This window comes from Micromonospora sp. WMMC241, from assembly GCF_027460165.1.
GTDB classification, from domain to species: domain Bacteria; phylum Actinomycetota; class Actinomycetes; order Mycobacteriales; family Micromonosporaceae; genus Micromonospora; species Micromonospora humi.
The window spans coordinates 5700169-5716304 of sequence record NZ_JAPZBF010000001.1 but is presented as its reverse complement, the minus strand read 5'-3'; the positions used below and the strand labels follow the sequence as shown (position 1 = coordinate 5716304).

At 73.2% G+C, this 16136-nt stretch carries 13 protein-coding genes; 4 read left to right on the top strand and 9 right to left on the bottom strand.

What is annotated here, in order from left to right; all coding sequences use genetic code 11:
- Window positions 1-11 precede the first annotated feature (11 nt).
- The 6 genes from O7598_RS25760 to deoC all read right to left on the bottom strand — a co-directional run bounded on the left by O7598_RS25760 (window position 12) and on the right by deoC (window position 6260).
- A complete protein-coding gene (locus tag O7598_RS25760) occupies window positions 12-1259 on the bottom strand; it encodes a cytochrome ubiquinol oxidase subunit I (RefSeq protein WP_269693834.1) in 1248 nt (415 codons plus the stop codon).
- Window positions 1260-1359: 100 nt separating this feature from the next.
- On the bottom strand, window positions 1360-2265 hold the full coding sequence (locus tag O7598_RS25755; protein ID WP_269693833.1) for a M56 family metallopeptidase: 906 nt from the start codon (window positions 2263-2265) through the stop codon (window positions 1360-1362).
- A gap of 9 nt (window positions 2266-2274) precedes the next feature.
- On the bottom strand, window positions 2275-2802 hold the full coding sequence (locus O7598_RS25750; protein WP_269693832.1) for a BlaI/MecI/CopY family transcriptional regulator: 528 nt from the start codon (window positions 2800-2802) through the stop codon (window positions 2275-2277).
- 218 nt (window positions 2803-3020) lie between these two features.
- Window positions 3021-3845 (bottom strand): aldehyde dehydrogenase family protein, encoded by an 825-nt coding sequence (locus O7598_RS25745; protein WP_269693831.1) that lies wholly within the window; start codon window positions 3843-3845, stop codon window positions 3021-3023.
- Entirely contained in the window at window positions 3838-5295 is a 1458-nt protein-coding gene (locus O7598_RS25740) for an aldehyde dehydrogenase family protein (RefSeq protein ID WP_269693830.1), read from the bottom strand. The genes O7598_RS25745 and O7598_RS25740 overlap by 8 nt, the downstream gene beginning before the upstream one ends.
- 5 nt (window positions 5296-5300) lie before the next feature.
- Window positions 5301-6260, bottom strand: coding sequence for a deoxyribose-phosphate aldolase (gene deoC, locus O7598_RS25735; RefSeq protein WP_269693829.1), 960 nt, complete (start codon window positions 6258-6260; stop codon window positions 5301-5303).
- A 136-nt stretch (window positions 6261-6396) separates the two neighbouring features.
- Here deoC and upp point away from each other — a divergent pair, with 136 nt between their 5' ends.
- Window positions 6397-7029: a uracil phosphoribosyltransferase gene (upp, locus tag O7598_RS25730; protein ID WP_269693828.1), complete on the top strand. Its 633-nt coding sequence runs from the start codon at window positions 6397-6399 to the stop codon at window positions 7027-7029.
- 120 nt (window positions 7030-7149) lie between these two features.
- Window positions 7150-7848, top strand: coding sequence for a GOLPH3/VPS74 family protein (locus tag O7598_RS25725; RefSeq protein ID WP_269693827.1), 699 nt, complete (start codon window positions 7150-7152; stop codon window positions 7846-7848).
- Between the two features lie 66 nt (window positions 7849-7914).
- Here O7598_RS25725 and O7598_RS25720 read toward each other — a convergent pair whose 3' ends face one another.
- Window positions 7915-9579, bottom strand: coding sequence for a phospho-sugar mutase (locus tag O7598_RS25720; protein ID WP_269693826.1), 1665 nt, complete (start codon window positions 9577-9579; stop codon window positions 7915-7917).
- Between the two features lie 49 nt (window positions 9580-9628).
- Window positions 9629-11644 (bottom strand): serine/threonine-protein kinase, encoded by a 2016-nt coding sequence (locus tag O7598_RS25715; protein WP_269693825.1) that lies wholly within the window; start codon window positions 11642-11644, stop codon window positions 9629-9631.
- 204 nt (window positions 11645-11848) lie between these two features.
- Between O7598_RS25715 and O7598_RS25710 the strand changes: the two genes are divergently transcribed.
- Window positions 11849-13432: an acyl-CoA mutase large subunit family protein gene (locus tag O7598_RS25710; protein ID WP_269693824.1), complete on the top strand. Its 1584-nt coding sequence runs from the start codon at window positions 11849-11851 to the stop codon at window positions 13430-13432.
- 482 nt (window positions 13433-13914) lie between these two features.
- Window positions 13915-15174 (top strand): amidohydrolase, encoded by a 1260-nt coding sequence (locus O7598_RS25705; protein ID WP_269693823.1) that lies wholly within the window; start codon window positions 13915-13917, stop codon window positions 15172-15174.
- Here the strand turns inward: O7598_RS25705 and O7598_RS25700 are convergent.
- Window positions 15131-16099: a DUF4349 domain-containing protein gene (locus tag O7598_RS25700; RefSeq protein WP_269693822.1), complete on the bottom strand. Its 969-nt coding sequence runs from the start codon at window positions 16097-16099 to the stop codon at window positions 15131-15133. The genes O7598_RS25705 and O7598_RS25700 overlap by 44 nt on opposite strands.
- Window positions 16100-16136 lie beyond the last annotated feature (37 nt).

Genomic DNA, 16136 nt, shown 5'->3' with positions numbered 1-16136 from the left:
GGCTGTCTCCCTCAGGCGAACACGGGCTGGTGGTGGTCGTCGGTGTCGGGCGCGGGCGGGCGGCCGAGCAGCGGGTCTTGCGCCCCCCGGGCGGCGTGCCGGGCCAGCAGCACCCAGTTGGCGACGGTGAGCGCGCCGAGCAGCAGGGTGAAGCCGATCAGCGAGGCGAGCATCAGCCCGGGCGGGACCGGGGAGACGGCCTGCGCGGTGGGCAGCAGCCCGTATGCCAACCAGGGCTGTCGGCCCACCTCGCGGGCGATCCAGCCGAGCAGCACCGCCACGAACGGCAGCGGCAGGCCGAGCAGGACCAGCCAGAGCGGGAACCGCAGCCGGATGATCCAGTCGCGCCAGAGCAGCGGCAGCAGGAGCCAGACGCAGCCCAGCGCGAAGCCGATCAGGATCATGAAGCCGAGGCCGACGCTGGACAGCACCGGCGGGTCCCAGTCGCCGGGGCCGAACCGGGCGGTCCAGTCGGCGACCGCCGCGTCCCGGTCCGGGCCGCCGCCGAACTTGGTGGGCTGGAGCTGCCCGACCGGGCCGAACTGGGCGAAGCCGAAGCCCTGCACGGCACTCACCGCGAGCGCCGCGGTGACCAGCCCGAGCCGCAGCGAGGTGCGGAACAGCGCGAAGTCGGGCGTGCGGCGCAGCAGGTGCCAGGCGCTGACCGCGGCCATCAGCAGGCCGCCGGTGACCAGGCTGGCGGACACCACGTGCCCGAACGCGAAGCCGAACGTGGGGTTGGTGACCAGCGCGCCGAAGTCGGTGAGATGGGCGACGCCGTCGCGCACCTCGTAGCCGACCGGGTGTTGGAGCCAGGCGTTGGCCACCATGATCCAGAACGCCGAGGCGTACGCGGTGATCGCGACCCCCCAGAGCAGCAACAGGTGTACGCCGCGCCGGAGCCGGTGCCAGCCGAAGATCCACATGCCGAGGAACGTGGACTCCAGGAAGAACGCCACGAGTGTCTCGATGGCCAGCGGCGCGCCGAACACGTTGCCCACGTAGCGCGACAGGCCGCTCCAGTTCAGCCCGAACTGGAACTCCAGCACGATCCCGGTGGCGATGCCGAGCACGTAGTTGATCACGTAGAGCTGGCCCCAGAACCGGGTCAGCCGCTCGTAGACCGGCTTGCCGGTGAGGTAGCCGGCGGTCTGGAGCCCGACCAGGAGGGTGACGAGGCCGAGCGTGACCACCACGAAGAGGAAGTGGAGCGAGGTGGTGGTGGCGAACTGCAGGCGGGCGAGGAGGAGGGGATCCATGGCGGTTCTCCCACGGGTTGGATCGCTTGTCATAGCGAGCCTACACGTAGCGTCGCTACCTATCAGGCCGCGCGGACCCGGAGAAGGCCCGTAGGGGTCGTCAGCTCAGGAACAGCGAGATCGGCAGCGCGACCAGGGTGCCGGCGACGGCCAGCGCGGTGGCGCCCAGCACCCGCGGCGGACGGTCCGCCACCAGCAGCCGCTGCACGCGTACGTCGAGGTCACGGTCCCCGATGCCGAGCGTGCCGGCCGGCGTGAGCCGGTGCCCGGCGGCGGCGAACCGGCGCAGCGCGCCCGCCAGCGGCTCCTCCGCGTGCAGCTCCCGGGCCTTGTCGTCGGCGCGCATCTCGACCAGCAACGCCACCCGCGCGTGCGCGTCGCGCACCCAGCGGAACCAGGGCAGCGCCCGGCACAGCGCGGTGAACGGCAGCAGCACCAGGTCGTGCCGCTCCTGGGCGTGCGCCCGCTCGTGGGTGAGCACCGCCGCCAGTTCGGCCGGGGCGAGCAGGTCGACAGTGCCGGCGCTCACCACCACCCGGGGCCGCACCCCGGGCAGGCAGTACGCCGCCGCGCTCGGATGGTCGAGCACCAGCGCGCCGGGCACCGTCGGGTCCCGCCGGGCGACCAGGCTGAGCAGCTCACGGTGCCGACGCTGGGCGCGAACCGCGCCGTGCACCGCGCGCACGGTCGTGGTCAGCAGCACCGCGCCGATGCCGAAGCCCACCCCGACCAGGCCGAGGTGCGCCGCACCCACGCCGGGCGGCAGCGTGCCGTGGGCCAGGTCGTCGGCGAGCGCCAGCAGCGCGCCCCCGGTCGGCCGGTCGTAGGCGGCCAGACCCACCGCCATCGGCAGCCCCATCGCGGAGAGGCCGAGCGCCAACCCGACCGCCTGCCAGCAGACGATCGCCACCCTTGGCGCGCGCCACGTCCAGCGCGCGGCGGCGAGGACCTGCGCGGTGAGCCAGCAGGCCAGCACGGTCGCGGCGAAGTGCACGGCGTACGCCACGGCGGCCGCCTACCGGTCCGTCGCCTCGTCGAGCGCCGGCCCGGCGGGCCGCGGATCCTCGACCCGACCGGTCAGCCCGGCCCCGCGGGTCCGGCCCTGGCCGGCGGGCCCAGCCTCGGTGGCCCGGGTCGGGTCGGCGGGCCCGGCCCCGGTGGCTCGGGTCGGGTCGGCCGGCCCGGCCTCGGCGGCGAGCGCGGCGCGCAGCACGTCCGCCTCCGTGCCGGTCACCGAGCGGGCGAAGCGCACCAGCGCGGCGTCCCGGCTGCCGCCGAGGTCGAGGGCGTCGAGCATGAGCTGGGCGATGTGCGCTTCGCGAGTGGCGGCGGGCCGGTAACGCCAGGCCCGCCCCTCCCGCTCGCGCTGCACCATGCCCTTGCCGGCGAGCCGGTCGAGCACCGTCATGACCGTGGTGTAGGCCAGCTCACGCCCGTCCAGGGCGTCGGCGACCTCGCGCACGGTCACCCCGTCGGGCGTGGTGGGCGCCGAATCCCACAGCACGTCCATCACCGCACGCTCAAGGTCCCCCAACCGAGTCACCCGTCAATCCTACCCCGCGTAGTAGAACCGGGTTGGACCCCGTCCGGCCGCCGTGGGTCCGGCGCCTCTCATGATCCACGCCACCTCGGCGGAGTGGTGCCATCCCTCGGAACTGATACGACCACCTCGGCGAGATGGAGTTGATCTCGCCGAGGTGGTCGGTCGGGCACGGACCGGCCGGGGGTACGGGGCGGCCGAGGTGCCGAGGGTGGACCGGGTCAGACGCCCTTCGGGTGCCAGACCGTCTTGGTCTCCAGCAGCGTGGTCATCCGGGTGAGGCCCGGGTCGGCGTGCCAGTCGTGGTCGGCCGGGGCCGGTCGGAGCACCCGCTTGAGGTTCTCCGCGGCCTTGACCTCCAGGTCCGCCGCCAGCTCGGCGTCGGCGACGCCGGTCAGGTCGACGGCGTTGACGTCCATGTGCGCGGCCAGCGTCGGCGCGGTCTCGGTGATCTTCCCGGTGAGGATGTTGACCACGCCGCCCGGCAGGTCGGAGGTGGCCAGCACCTCGGCCAGGGTCACCGCCGCCAGCGGCGCCGCCGGGGAGGCGGCCACCACCACGGTGTTGCCGGTGACGATCGCCGGGGCGATCACGCTCACCAGGCCGAGCAGCGCCGGGGCCTCGGGCGCCACCACCGCCACCACGCCGGTCGGCTCCGGCGCCGAGAGGTTGAAGTACGGGCCGGCCACCGGGTTCGCCCCGCCGTAGACCTGCGCCAGCTTGTCGGACCAGCCCGCGTACCAGACCCAGCGGTCGATCGCCGCGTCCACCTCGTCGGCCGGTACGCCGAGCGCCACGAACTGCTCGCGCCGGCCCTCCAGCATCTCGGCCACCCGGTAGAGGATCTGGCCCCGGTTGTAGGCGGTCGCCCCGGCCCAGCCCTTCACCGCGGCGCGGGCCGCGACGACCGCGTCCCGCGCGTCCTTGCGGGAGGCCAGCGACACGTTGGAGTCCTGCACGAGATACGACCGTCCCGACTCGCTGCGCGGGAACTTCCCGCCGATGAAGAGCTTGTACGTCTTGCGTACCGCGACCCGCTCAGACATTGAGGTACCCCTCCAGCCCGTGCCGGCCGCCCTCGCGACCGTAACCCGACTCCTTGTAGCCGCCGAACGGCGAGGTCGGGTCGAACTTGTTGAACGTGTTGGCCCAGACCACGCCGGCGCGCAGCCGGTCGGCCATCCACAGGATCCGGGAACCCTTGTCGGTCCAGATCCCGGCCGACAGCCCGTACGGCGTGTTGTTGGCCTTCTCCACCGCCTCCGCCGGGGTGCGGAAGGTGAGCACGGACAGCACCGGGCCGAAGATCTCCTCGCGGGCGATCCGGTGCGCCTGGGTGACCCCGGTGAAGATGGTCGGCGCGAACCAGAAGCCGCGGTCGGGCAGCTCGCACGGCGGCGACCAGCGCTCCGCGCCCTCGGCGGCGCCGACCTCGGACAGCTCGCGGATCCGCGCCAACTGCTCGGCCGAGTTGATCGCCCCGACGTCGGTGTTCTTGTCCAACGGGTCACCGACCCGCAGCCGGGCCATCCGGCGCTTGAGCGACTCCAGCACCTCGTCGGCGACCGACTCCTGGACCAGCAGGCGGGAGCCGGCGCAGCAGACGTGCCCCTGGTTGAAGAAGATGCCGTTGACGATCCCCTCGACCGCCTGGTCGACCGGGGCGTCGTCGAAGACGATGTTGGCGGCCTTGCCGCCCAGCTCCAGGGTCAGCTTCTTGCGGGTGCCGGCGACGGCGCGGGCGATGGCCCGGCCGACCTCGGTGGAGCCGGTGAACGCGACCTTGTCCACGCCCGGGTGCTCGACCAGCGCCCGGCCGGTGTCACCGGCGCCGGTGACGATGTTGACCACGCCGGCCGGCAGGTCGGCCTGCTGGCAGATCTCGGCGAAGAGCAGCGCGGTCAGCGGGGTGGTCTCGGCCGGCTTCAGCACCACCGTGTTGCCGGCGGCGAGCGCCGGGGCGATCTTCCAGGCCAGCATGAGCAGCGGGAAGTTCCACGGGATGACCTGCGCGGCCACGCCAAGAGGCTGCGGAATCGCGCCGCTGTGCTGGCTCGTCGGCCTCCGGCCGAACCCGGCGTGCTCCAGCTTGTCGGCCCAGCCGGCGTAGTAGAAGAAGTGCGCGGCGACCAGCGGCAGGTCGACGTCGCGGGACTCCCGGATCGGCTTGCCGTTGTCCAGCGACTCCAGCACGGCCAGCTCGCGCGAGCGCTCCTGGATGATCCGGGCGATCCGGTACAGGTACTTCGCCCGGTCCCGGCCCGGCATCGGACCCCAGACCTTCTCGTACGCCGCGCGCGCGGCGCGGACCGCGCGGTCCACGTCTCCGCTGCCGGCCTCGGCGATCTCGGCCAGGACCTCCTCGGAGGCCGGGTTGACCGACTTGAAGCTGCCGCCGTCGGAGGGGTCGACGAACGTCCCGTCGACGAAGAGCCCGTACGAGGGCTTGATGTCGACCACCGAGCGTGACTCGGGGGCGGGTGCGTACTCGAACATCGCGTTCAGTCCAGGGTGAAGTAGTCGGGGCCGGCGTATACGCCGGTCGTCAGCTTGGTGCGTTGCATGAGCAGGTCGTTGAGCAGGCTGGACGCGCCGAAGCGGAACCAGTCCGGGTCGAGCCAGTCGGCGCCGACGGTCTCGTTGACCATGACCAGGTACTTGATCGCGTCCTTGGTGTTCTTGATGCCGCCGGCCGGCTTCACACCGACCTGCCGCCCGGTGGCGGCGCGGAAGTCGCGGACCGCCTCCAGCATCACCAGCGTCACCGGCAGCGTGGCCGCGACCGGGACCTTGCCGGTGGAGGTCTTGATGAAGTCGCCGCCGGCCAGCATGGCGAGCCACGACGCGCGCCGCACGTTGTCGTAGGTGGCCAGCTCGCCGGTCTCCAGGATCACCTTGAGGTGCGCGTCCCCGCACGCCTCCTTGGTGGCGACGATCTCGTCGTAGACCTCGGAGTAGCGCCCGGCCAGGAACGCGCCCCGGTTGATCACCATGTCGATCTCGTCCGCGCCCGCGGTGACCGCGGCCCGGACGTCGGCGAGCTTGATCTCCAGCGGCGCCTGCCCGGACGGGAACGCGGTCGCCACGCTCGCCAGGTGCACGCCGGATCCGGCCAGCACCTCGGCCACGTGCGGGACCATGGCGGGATAGACGCAGACCGCGCCGACGTGCGGGCAGCTCGGGTCCGCCGGGTCGGGGCGCAGCGCCTTGGCGGCCAGCGCCCGCACCTTGCCCGGGGTGTCGGCCCCCTCCAGGGTGGTCAGGTCGACCATCCGGATCGCCAGGTCGATCGCCTCGGCCTTGGCCGTGGTCTTGATGGAGCGGGTGCCGAGTTGGGCCGCCCGCTGCTCCGCGCCGACCTGGTCCACGCCCGGTAGGCCGTGCAGGAAGGTCCGCAGAGCGGTCTCGGATCGTCCCAGCTCGGAGAGGTCCGACCGGGCCGACGTCGCTGTCGCCGTCATGCCCCGAATAGTACGCACCCGCGAGTCGAGTGATCTTGGTCACGGCCGAGCGGCCGTGCGAGTTGCACGTGAGCGGCGTCGCTGGTCGGGCCGCACCCGGCGTGCGGCGGGCCGGGGACCGGTAGGTTGAGCGATCGTGGACGTAACAGTCATTGACCATCCGCTCGCCCAGACGCGGCTGACCGCCATGCGGGACGCCCGGACCGACTCCGCGTCGTTCCGGGCCGCGCTGCGCGAACTCACCACCATGCTGGTGTACGAGGCCGCGCGCTCCTTCCCCGTCGAGAACTACTCGATCCAGACCCCGGTCACCGCCACCGAGGGCACCCGGCTGGCGAACCCGCCGCTGCTGGTGCCGGTGCTGCGGGCCGGGCTCGGCATGGCCGACGCCGCGCTGGGCCTGGTGCCCGAGTCGTCGATGGGCTTCGTGGGCCTGGCCCGCGACGAGGAGACGTACGAGCCGCGGGCGTACATGGAGTCGCTGCCCCGCGACCTCAGCGGCCTGCCGGTGCTGGTGCTCGACCCGATGCTGGCCACCGGCGGCTCGCTGGAGCACTGCTGCCGACTGCTCGCCGACCGGGGCTGCACCGACATCACCGTGCTCTGCGTGCTGGCCGCCCCGGTCGGCATCGAGCGGCTGAAGCGCAGTGGCCTGCCGCTGCGCCTGGTCACCGCGTCCATCGACGAGGGCCTGAACGACAAGATGTTCATCGTGCCCGGCCTCGGCGACGCCGGCGACCGCCAGTTCGGCGGCATGCCGCGCTTCTGAGACCTCGGCAAAGGGCCCGATCCGCCCGGACGGGCCCTTTGCTCGTGATCCGGGCGGCGGGGCGGGTGACCTCGGCGAGTCGGTGCGCGGGGGTGCGGCGAGGCGCTAGCGTTCCGGGCCATGACTGGTGTTGCGCTCGCCGAGGAGCTGCTCCTCCTCGCGTATGACGACGAAACCGGCAAGGCCGCCATGCCGCGGATCAGCCTCGACCTGGGCATGGCCGCCGCGGTGCTGGTCGAGCTGGCCCTGGCCGGTCGGGTCGCGTACGCCGACGGCAACCTCGCGGTGGTCGACCCGGCGCCGACCGGCGAGCCGATCGCGGACGCGGTCCTCGCCAAGATCGCCGCGGACACCCCGCACACGCCGTCGTCCTGGGTGCAGCGGCTGCGGCACGGGCTGCGCGACCGGATCCTCGGTGACCTGTGCGGCCGGGGCGTGGTCCGCGACGTCGACGAGACCGAGCTGGGCTTCATCCACGTGCACCGCTACCCGGTCGCGGACGCCTCGTTCGAGGCGGACATCCGGCGGCGGCTGGCCGAGGCGCTGACCAGCGGCCAGCTCCCGGACGAGCGGACCGCCGCGTTGGCCACGCTGGTCGCCGTGCTGCGGATGGAACCGGCGCTCGGGCTCACCGGCGCCGCCGCCGAGGAGGCCGGCGCCCGCCTGGAGGAGATCGCCACCGGCGCCGGCTTCTCCGGCACGGTGAGCCTGGACGACAGCGTGGTGCGCCCCTCGGTGAGCCTGGTCATCGCCGCCCTCGCCCAAGCGGTCGACGCCGCCCTCGGCAAGCGGCAGGTGCAAGGAGGGGCCCCCTCTTAACGCCTCCGGTAGAGAAGGGGCCCCCTCTCACACTCCGCGTGTTAAGAAGGGGCCCCTGCTTACACCTCAGAGGCCGAGGGCGAGGGCGATCTCGCTGCGCAGCTCGGTGACCGCCGCGCGGGCCCGGTGCCGGGACGCGGCGACGTCGCCGCCCGTGACCGGCTCCACCACCTCCAGGTACGCCTTGAGCTTCGGCTCGGTGCCGGAGGGCCGGATCACCACCCGGGCGGCGTCGGTGCGCAGGATCACCACGTCCGCGTCGGGGAGCAGGTCGGACGCCTCGGTGACCGGGTGCCCCAGCAGCGTGGTCGGGGTGGCCGCCCGGATCCGCGCCATCGAGTCCGTGATCACCCGCAGGTCCTCCACCCGCACCGAGAGCTGGTCGGTGTGGTGCACGCCGAACTCGGCGGCCAGCTCGTCCAGCCGGTCGCCGAGCGTACGGCCCTCGGCCTTGAGCCCGGCGGCCAGTTCGGCGACGGTCAGCGCGGCGGTGATGCCGTCCTTGTCCCGGACGTGGCCCGGGGCCACGCAGTAGCCCAGCGCCTCCTCGTAGCCGAAGACCAGCGGCTCCCGGCCGCCGCCCGCCCGGACGATCCACTTGAAGCCGGTCAGCGTCTCGTCGTAGGGCAGCCCACGTGCGCCGGCCATGGCCCGCAGCAGCGTCGACGAGACGATCGTGGTGGCGTACAGGCCGGTCACCCCGCGCCGCATCAGGTGGTCGGCGAGCAGCGCGCCCACCTCGTCGCCGCGCAGCATCCGCCAGGACCCGGCGTCGCGGACGGCCACCGCGCAGCGGTCCGCGTCCGGGTCGTTGGCGACGGCGAGGTCGGCGTCGATGCGGTCGGCGAGTGCGATCAGCAGGTCCACCGCGCCGGGCTCCTCCGGGTTGGGGAAGCTGACGGTCGGGAACGCCGGGTCCGGCTCGGCCTGCTCGGGCACCACGCCGGGCACCCCGAACCCGGCCCGGGCGAACGCGGCGGTCAGCACCGCGGCCCCCACCCCGTGCAGCGGCGTGTACGCCACCTTCAGGTCGCGCGGGCCGGCCGGGTCCACCACCGCGGCGGCCCGGTCCACGTACGCGGCGACCAGCTCGTCCCCGAGCACCTGGCCGGCCGGGCCGAGCGGCACCTCGGCGAGCGCGCCGACCGCCCGGATGGCGGCCTCGATGCCGGCGTCGGCCGGCGGCACGATCTGCGCCCCGGCACCCAGCTCACCGCCGAGCTGCGCGCCCAGGTAGACCTTGTAGCCGTTGTCCTGCGGCGGGTTGTGGCTGGCGGTGACCATCACCCCGGCGACCGCGCCGAGCTGCCGCACCGCGAACGCCAGGACCGGCGTGGGCAGCGGGCGAGGCAGCAGCAGTGCGGGCCGGCCGGCGCCGGTGGCCACCTGCGCGGTGCGCTCGGCGAAGGCTCGCGAACCGCGCCGGGCGTCGTACCCGATCACGAGCGGACCCTCGCCGCCCTGGGCGGCGAGCCAGCCGACCAGCCCGGCGGCGGCCCGGGTGACCACGGCGAGGTTCATCCCGTTGGGCCCGGCGCGCAGCGGGCCGCGCAGCCCGGCGGTGCCGAAGGTCAGCGGGCCGGCGAACCGGTCGGCCAACTCGGCGGCCGTGCCCGGCAGCCCGTCGAGGACGGCGCGCAGCTCGTCCCGGTCGGCCGGGTCGGGGTCGTCGGCGAGCCAGCGCTCGGCTCGCGCGCGAAGGTCGTCAAGGTCAGTGGTATCCGCCGCCATTGCCTCATGAAAGCACGGCGGCGGATCACCACTGGCCGTCGGCCTCGACTCAGTTGGCACCCGTGAGCTGGAACGAACCGACCATCGCGTCGAAGATCGGCTTGCTCTCCGCGAACCGCGCGTCGGTGGAGGAGAGGTAGAACGAGTAGACCTTGCCGTCCTTCACCAGCCCCCGCCAGATGCCGTGTCGCATGCCGTCCCCCTCGCCGCAGGTGTATTCGACCTGGCCGGCGGTCTGGCCGGCGAGTGGCTGCTCCGAGACGGAGACCTCGGTGTAGGGCGCGGGGCAGGTCTTGCTCTTGTTGCTGTTCTTCTTGAGGTTCCGCGAGGCGAACTCGGCCCAGCTGATCGAGGTGCCGCCCCACTCCTCGGCGACGACCCGCACCTTGCGGCCCTCGTCCTCCGGGTCGACGTAGTCGACGAAGAGACCGCCGGTCTGCCGCTGCCAACCCTTCGGCACCTGGATGGTCACGCCCTTGACGGACTGCTCCTGCATGTCCACCGGCGGGGCGGCGGCCGAGTTGGACGGCAGCGTGCCCACGATCGGCGGGGGAGCGTCGTCGCCGCCACTGGTCAGCGCGATCACGCTCACCAGCAGCACCACGGCCAGACCGCCGGCGGCGGCGAGCTGCACCTTGCGGGGCCACGCCTTGACCTTGCCGAGCAGGCCCTGGACGCCCCCGCCGCTCGGTGCCGGCGCGGTGGCCGGAGTGGTCCACGGCTGGCCGGTGCCCGGCACCGACCACTGGTTGCCGCCGCCGTACACCGGTTGGGTGGCGTCGGCGGCACCGCCGTAGGTCGCCGGCGGGCCGGTGGGCACGCGCTGCGTGGCGTCGGAGCCGGCGCCCCGGCCGAAGCGGACCGTGGCGTCCGACGAGATGCGCTGGGTGGCCTCGGGCGCGTCCGGCCCGGACATCGCGCCGGTGGGCGTGTGCAGCGGCCCGGCCAGCGCGTCGGCGCTCGTCTCGTCGAGCGCCGCGGCGCCCGCCGCGGGCTTCGCGCCGGGGCGCTCACCGCGGCGCAGCGCGGCGAGCCGGTCGGTCAGCGACTCGCTGGGGCCGATCATCGCCCGGCCGCCGATCTGCCCGCCCGGCTTGGGCTCCGCGGCGACGGCCGGCGGCGTGGTCGGGCGCGGCACCGGCACCACGGCGTACGGGTCGGTGACCGAGTTGACCGCGGTGGCGGTGCTGGTCAGCGGGCCGGCGAGCAGCTCGCGCAGCATGGCCCGGGCGCGGTGCACGTCGAGCCGGCGGGCCGGGTCCTTCTCCAGCAGGCCCATCAGCACGCCGGTGAGCGGGCCGCTGCGCTGCGGAGTGGCGGGCGGGTCCTCGACCACGGCGTGCATGGTCTCGATCGGGTCGCCCTTGTCGAACGGGGGTCGGCCCTCGACCGCGGTGTAGAGCGTCACACCGAGCGAGAACAGGTCGCTGGGCGGCCCGAACTCCTGGCCCATGGCCCGCTCGGGGGAGATGAAGTGCGGCGAGCCGAGCACCATGCCGGGCGTGGTGAGCTGCACGTCGGTGGGCATCCGGGCGACGCCGAAGTCGGTCAGCACGCAGCGGCCGTCGGTGCAGATCAGCACGTTGGCCGGCTTGACGTCGCGGTGCAGCACGCTGAGGGCGTGGGCCACCTCCAGCGCGCCGAGCAGGGCGATGCCGATCTTGGCGACCGCGCGGGGCGCGACCGGCCCGTCCTCGATCACCATGTCGGCCAGGCTGCGGGCGTCCAGCAGCTCCATCACGATCCACGGCCGGCCACCCTCGGTGACCACGTCGTAGACCTGGACCACGGCCGGGTGCTGGATCGCGGCGGCGGCACGGGCCTCGCGAAGCGTGCGTTCGTAGAGCGCGTCGCGGTCGCTGGGGGCGAGCCCCGGCGGGAGGACGACCTCCTTGACCGCCACGTCGCGGCGCAGCAGGGTGTCTGTGGCCCGCCAGACCGTGCCCATGCCACCGTTGCCCACCGGGGAGCGCAACGAGTAGCGACCACCGATGGTGGTGCCGGGCGCCGCGCGTCCAGTGGGGGGACTGGCCGGTCCACCGCTCCACGTCGGAATCTGAGTCACAGAAAAGCCACCGGGGGATATCGAGGGGGCTGGGACACAACCCCTCTATCTTGCTGGTTCCGACGCCCGATGCGAAACCCGACGCGACGGGCGTTTACCTACTCGACGGTACGTGGGCAGCTACTCACCTCCGGTCGGTCGCCCGCTTCCCGGTGTGCGGTATCCCTCACCCGCCTGGTGGCGACCGCGTCCTACCATCCGGTAATGAGCGATGCGCGGTCAAGCGAGTCGGGTTTCCCGATCAAGGGCGTCTACACGGCGGCCGACCTTCCGGCGGACCTGGATTCCCGGTTGGGCGAGCCGGGCGACTATCCGTACACCCGCGGGGTCTACCCGACGATGTACACGTCCCGTCCGTGGACCATGCGGCAGTACGCCGGCTTCGGCACCGCGAGCGAGAGCAACGCCCGCTACCACCAGCTGCTGCGCGCCGGCACGATGGGCCTCTCCGTCGCGTTCGACCTGCCCACCCAGATGGGGTACGACTCGGACGACCCGATCGCGCACGGTGAGGTCGGCAAGGTCGGCGTCGCGATCGACTCCATCGAGGACATGCGCACGCTCTTCGCCGACATCCCGTTGGACAAGGTCTCCACCTCGATGACCATCAACGCGCCGGGCTCCGTGCTGCTGCTGCTCTACCAGCTGGTGGCGGAGGAGACCGGGGTGCCCGGGTCGGCGCTCAACGGGACCATCCAGAACGACATCCTCAAGGAGTACATCGCCCGGGGGACGTACATCTTCCCGCCGAAGCCCTCGCTGCGGCTGGTCGCCGACACCTTCGCCTACTGCCGGGCCGAGGTGCCGAAGTGGAACACCATCTCGATCTCCGGCTACCACATGGCCGAGGCCGGCGCCTCGCCCGCGCAGGAGATCGCGTTCACGCTCGCCAACGGCGTGGAGTACGTCCGGGCGGCGCTCGCCGCCGGGCTGGCCGTGGACGACTTCGCGCCCCGGCTGTCGTTCTTCTTCGTGGCCCGCACCACGCTGCTGGAGGAGGTCGCCAAGTTCCGCGCGGCGCGCCGCATCTGGGCCCGGCTGATGCGCGACGAGTTCGGCGCGAAGAACCCGAAGTCGATGATGCTGCGGTTCCACACCCAGACCGCCGGCGTGCAGCTCACCGCGCAGCAGCCCGAGGTCAACCTGGTCCGGGTGGCGGTGCAGGGCCTGGGCGCGGTGCTCGGCGGCACCCAGTCGCTGCACACCAACAGCTTCGACGAGGCGATCGCGCTGCCCACCGAGAAGGCGGCCCGGCTGGCGCTGCGCACCCAGCAGGTGCTGGCGTACGAGACGGACCTCACCGCCACGGTCGACCCGTTCGCCGGGTCGTACGTGGTGGAGGCGATGACCGACGAGCTGGAGACCGCGATCACCGCGCTGATGGAGCGGGTCGCCGACCACGGCTCGGCGGTGGACGCGATCGAGGCCGGCTTCCAGAAGCGGGAGATCGAGCAGTCGGCGTACCGGATCGCCCAGGAGATCGACGCGGGCGAGCGGGTGGTGGTCGGGCTCAACCGGTTCCGGATCGACGAGGAGGAGCCGTACGAGCCGCTGCGGGTGGACCCGACGATCGAGGCGGCCCAGGCGGAGCGGCTGGCCAAGCTGCGCGCCGATCGGGACGGGGGCGCGGTCGAGCGGGCCCTGGCCGAGCTGCGGGCGGCGGCCGAGGGCGACGCCAACGTGCTCCTTCCGATGAAGGAGGCGCTGCGGGCGCGCGCCACGGTCGGCGAGGTGTGCGGGACGCTGCGGGCGGTGTGGGGGATCTACCGGCCGAGCGACCGGTTCTGACGCGTACAGTCGGCGGCCCGCGCCGGCACACCCGGCGGGTGTGCGACGCGGGCCGCGTCGCGTCCGGGTGTGCGATTTCGGAATACGGGTAACCCGATCGGGTGAACGGGACGGACAGCCTGTGCGGGCGGTCGCCGGGCGGTCATGTCACCGTCGGGAGTCGCCCGGCAGCCGAATGTTGTCGGGCAATTGTCGGAGCGGCAGTTAATTGCCACGACTAATGCGACAATTCGGAACGACGACTTGCTATTTGGTGACCGATGAATCGGTTACGCGTTGTAGGAGGTGGGGGGCAGATGACGGCGTCCGACCACGATCTACCTGCTGTCCCGCAGATATTCGAGCACTCCCACCAGGGCATTCGTGACGCTGCGCGGTCCGACCGCTACGGGAAAGATGTTGCGCAGCGTCACCGCCGGGGGTCTAGGCTGTCTGCTGTTCTACCCGATGATCCTTCCTTCTCTAGTGATCGAGAATTCGACGTGACGAGTGCGTTGACGCTGCCTTCGGGCGGCCCGCTGGCGTCGTCCCGGCCCGAGTCGCCGACCGGTTCCCAGCCCCTGCCCTTCGAGCTCGACCATCTGCTCGCGCTGCGGGTGCCCGGCCTCATCGCCACCCGCCGTCACATCCATTCCCACCCGGAACTGTCGGGCGAGGAGTTCGAGACGGCGGCCCTGGTGCACCGCGAGCTGTCGCTCGCCGGGTTGAAGCCGCGCCTGCTGCCGAAGGGCAACGGCGTCATCTGCGACATCGACGGCCGCCCCGACGGACCGGTGGTCGCGCTCCGCGCCGACATCGACGCGCTGCCGCTGAGCGACCCGAAGGACGTGCCCTACCGCTCGACGGTGGACGGCGTCTGCCACGCCTGCGGTCACGACGTGCACACCGCGGTGATGCTCGGCGTCGGCATGCTGCTCGCCCAGCTCGCCGACCTCGGGCAGTTGGACGGCCGGGTCCGGCTGATCTTCCAGCCGGCCGAGGAGATCCTGCCCTGCGGCTCGCTCGAGGTCATCGAGGCCGGCGGCCTGGACGACGTGGTGCAGATCTTCGCGCTGCACTGCGACCCGAACCTGCCGGTGGGCAAGGTCGGCCTGCGGGTCGGCCCGATCACCGCCGCCGCGGACAACGTCACCGTCCGGCTCACCGGGCCGGGCGGGCACACCGCCCGCCCGCACCTGACCGTCGACCTGGTCGACGCGCTCGGCCGGCTGGTCACCGAGGTGCCGACGCTGATCAGTCGCCGGGTGCCGGCCAACAGCGGACTGCTGCTGGTGTTCGGCCACGCGTCGGCCGGCACCCGCTACAACGTCATCCCCTCCGAGGCGTCCGCGGCCGGCACGCTCCGGGTGATGGACCGGGAGACGTGGGACCAGGCGCCCAAGATCGTGGCTCAGGTGGTGCGGGACGTGCTCGCCCCCACCGGTGCCACGGTGGACCTGGAATACCTGCGCGGCCGCCCGCCGGTGACCAACGACGCCGGGGCGATCGGTGTGTTCACCGCGGCCACCGCGTCGGCACTCGGCCCGGAGGGCATCGCCGAGACGCCGCAGAGCATGGGCGGCGAGGACTTCTCCTGGTATCTGGAGCACGTGCCCGGCGCGCTCGCCCGCCTCGGCGTCGGCCGGAACGGTCCCAACGTGGACCTGCACCGGGCCTCCTTCGACGTGGACGAGCGCGCCATCGAGGCGGGCGTACGCCTCATGGTCCAGACCGCGCTGCGGGCACTGGCGGCGGCGCGCTGACCGGACCGCCGGGCGGCCCGAACGGCGGCCCCGGCGGGTTCGGTCCGGCCGGCGGCGGGGTCCGCCGGGGCCGCCGGCGTCGCCACCGCAGCAGCAGCCACAGCGGTACGCCGATCACCACCGCGAACGGCAGCAGCGCGCCGAGCACGGTGAGCAGCACGCGTACCGAGGTGAGGAAGACGGCCCAGCCGCCACCGAGACCACTGAGGAAGCCGAGGTCGGCACCCTCCTCGGCGGTGCTGGCGTCCCGGCCCAGGAACGTCACGGTGATGGTGGAGAGCGCGGTCAGGTCGGCCAGCCGGCGCTTGCGCGCCTCCAGTGCGGCCAGGTCCGCCTGCCGGGTGCCCACCTCGTTCTCCAGCGTGACCAACTGGTCCACGGAACTGGCCTGGGCGAGCAGCTTGCGGGCGCTCTCCACCCGGGCCCGCTGGGTGGCGATCCGGGCGTCCAGGTCGACCACCTGCTCGGTGACGTCCTCGGTGCGGATCTCCCGACGCTCCTGCTTGCCGTAGCCGGCCAACTGGTCGATCACGCCGGCGAACTTCTCCGCCGGCACCCGCAGCGTCAGCACCGCCCGGGCGTCGGCCGACTGGCTCGACCGCCGGTCCCCACCGACGAAGCCGCCGGCCGCGGTGACCGCCGCTGTCGCCTCCCGCGCCGCGGTGTCCACGTCGTCCACCCGGACCTGCATCGTCCCGGTGTAGATGATGGACCGCTGGTCCACCCGCAGGTCGGCGCCGCCGGTCCCGCCCGGCGCCGCCTTGTCCTGGTCCCGCCCGGCGCCACCCTCGGCGGCCGGCGCCGCCGCGTCACCGCCGCCGCTGTCCCCACCACTGTCCCCGCCCGCGCTGCAGGCCCCCACGGCCAGCACCGCGGCGAGACCCACCGCTGCCAGGGCCATGCCCCGGAGTCGTCGTCCGCCCATCTCCCCGCTCCGATCGTCGACGGCCCCGCGAGCCGGG